The sequence below is a fragment of the Vibrio mimicus CAIM 602 genome, assembly GCF_000338875.1.
GTDB classification, from domain to species: Bacteria; Pseudomonadota; Gammaproteobacteria; order Enterobacterales; family Vibrionaceae; genus Vibrio; species Vibrio mimicus.
Genome location: NZ_AOMO01000095.1, coordinates 1 through 2,206, shown reverse-complemented (window position 1 = coordinate 2,206; position 2,206 = coordinate 1). Strand labels below are relative to the sequence as shown.

At 42.2% G+C, this 2,206-nt stretch carries 4 protein-coding genes; all 4 read right to left on the bottom strand.

Annotated features, from left to right (window positions below):
* Positions 1-79: 79 nt before the first annotated feature.
* Positions 80-616, bottom strand: coding sequence for a DUF4272 domain-containing protein (locus tag D908_RS22370; RefSeq protein ID WP_005527678.1), 537 nt, complete (start codon positions 614-616; stop codon positions 80-82).
* Positions 617-787: 171 nt separating this feature from the next.
* Positions 788-1,006, bottom strand: coding sequence for a DUF6500 family protein (locus D908_RS00880; protein WP_005527676.1), 219 nt, complete (start codon positions 1,004-1,006; stop codon positions 788-790).
* A gap of 238 nt (positions 1,007-1,244) precedes the next feature.
* Positions 1,245-1,667 (bottom strand): bleomycin resistance protein, encoded by a 423-nt coding sequence (locus D908_RS00885; RefSeq protein ID WP_005527675.1) that lies wholly within the window; start codon positions 1,665-1,667, stop codon positions 1,245-1,247.
* A 157-nt stretch (positions 1,668-1,824) separates the two neighbouring features.
* On the bottom strand, positions 1,825-2,085 hold the full coding sequence (locus D908_RS00890; RefSeq protein ID WP_005527672.1) for a hypothetical protein: 261 nt from the start codon (positions 2,083-2,085) through the stop codon (positions 1,825-1,827).
* Positions 2,086-2,206 lie beyond the last annotated feature (121 nt).

Genomic DNA, 2,206 nt, shown 5'->3' with positions numbered 1-2,206 from the left:
GTTGACAGTCCCTCTTGAGGCGTTTGTTATGTGTCAGTTGGAACTTCATCCCAAGTATCCCCATACCCTACAACCCAACTCATCCCATACCGTCTTTCGGAGACAATACTAGGATTAATCTCAGAAATATCTGGATCATCTTGCTGGGTTGAGCCATGTTAAATCCGAGCAGCCTATCTCTCACGCGCCAATGTTGATGGTACAAGAATGATTCCATATCATCCAACTCTGACTCTGGCCTGCGTTTTTGTTCATTGAGAAACTTCTCGGGTTCTCGAAGTGCTTTAAGAACCAATTCATTATTATATGGATCAAATTGCTCATTCAACGGTGGCATTTCAGAAAGGCCATTTAGACTCCAAATCAGAGATGCCAACGCTTCAGCTCGCCAGGAAAAATTTACTCGATCTTTCTCTGCTGGGTTTTCAGAGCTAATGAAGTTACCTTCAGCTTTCGTAAGGTATCGTTCGATTCCATTTTCTCTCATCCAAATGGAATTTTTCTCAGGGAAGTGAACCTTCCCTATTGAAGCGAGAATCCCCAGAATTCTTTCTGCTATCTTCCTTCCAGTTCTCGACTCAATGTCACCATAATCTTCATCATCATCGTTTTCCACGATCCTATCCTCGTAAATACAAAACACATAACGCTGCGTTAAGGGGTGAATGACGCCTAAACCAAGCTTCTGCAGACCACTTTCACCACCAAAACTCACTGCAAACCCAAAATGCCACGCGGCATGAATCCCGCTTAAACGCCTTGTTATGGCTTGGACTTAAGGTGTTCTTTACTTGCCTGATTTAATCATTTCTATGATTTTGTTGGCTTTTTCGAAGTGATCTAGCTGGTGAGTTTGAATCCACCAAGTAGCTGCTTCCATTAACAACTCTGGATCGTCATTTTTATTAGCGAAAAATGCATAAAATGAAACACCAACATTCTCACCCTTTTGTGCGATTTTCTTAGCACAAACATCTAACACTTTACGGCGTAAGGATTCACGCATTCATTATGCCCTCTTTGATTAAAGTAAAAACAACACTTTACACAACGAATAGAACACAAACAACAAATACTGTTCATCCAACCAGTATGGCTTAGGGAAGAAGCCATAACGCCCAATTAAGGGGTGAGCAACGCTACCACCCAACCTAAAGCATTGTACCGTAACCACTAAAATTGAAGTAGAAGCAAAAATGCCAAGCGTTGGGAATCCCTCTTAAATTGTTTGTTATAACGCTGTTTTATGACTTTGATTTTTCACCAAGATACTGTGAAAACCTTAAAAGGTAGCCATCTGGGTCTTGTACTAAAAACTCACGCTGACCTGATAAACTATCGCCAACGTCATACCATGTGTCTTTTTGCTCTTTGAATAATGACACACCTGCTGATTCCAAGCGGTCGTAAACTGGCGCAATATCTGACAATTCAATTTGGAAATTCACACCACGACCAAGCGGAGTTTCTAAAGAGCCAGTAACCCAAGCATTGTCGTGAATTTGCTCTAGCATGATTTGCACTTGCTCAAGTTCAAGATAGACAAAATCTGGTGATTTCCTTTGGCTTCTGACCTTGAACCCTAACATTTCACAGTAGAAATTCAGTGAGTTAGCGAAGTCTGACACCGACAATTCAGGCACCATTGGATTCCAATATTCTTCCATATCATTCCTTAATATGTGTGATGAACTCTACTGCGTTATAACGCCCGCCTAAGGGGCTGACAACGCATTACACAAAACTCAAACACAACAACCGTAACCACCGCGGCTCATTGGAACTGGAAACGCCGCGCGTTGACAGTCCCTCTTGAGGCGTTTGTTATAAGCGTGCAGACAATGGGCACCAATTTGATATTGGGTATGTGATACCTTGTTTTTTAAGGCGCAACTGAACATTGATGAGAACACTAGAAATTGCCGATTCATCCTGCATAATAGCCTGAGCTTCTTCTTGTGTAATTTCATCTTCACGCCATACCACTTGATGAGCACCTGCATCATAACGAACGTACAGCTTTGATTGCCTTTCTACTAACTCAACAGAGCCCTGACTGAGAAATCCGTAAATTACCTTTTCCATATTTTTTCCATAAGCTTATAACGCCCGCCTAAGGGGCTGGCAACGCACTACCACTAAACTCAAACACAACAACCTTAAACCAGTGCGGCTCGAAATGGGACTGGAAATGTCACGCGTTGAC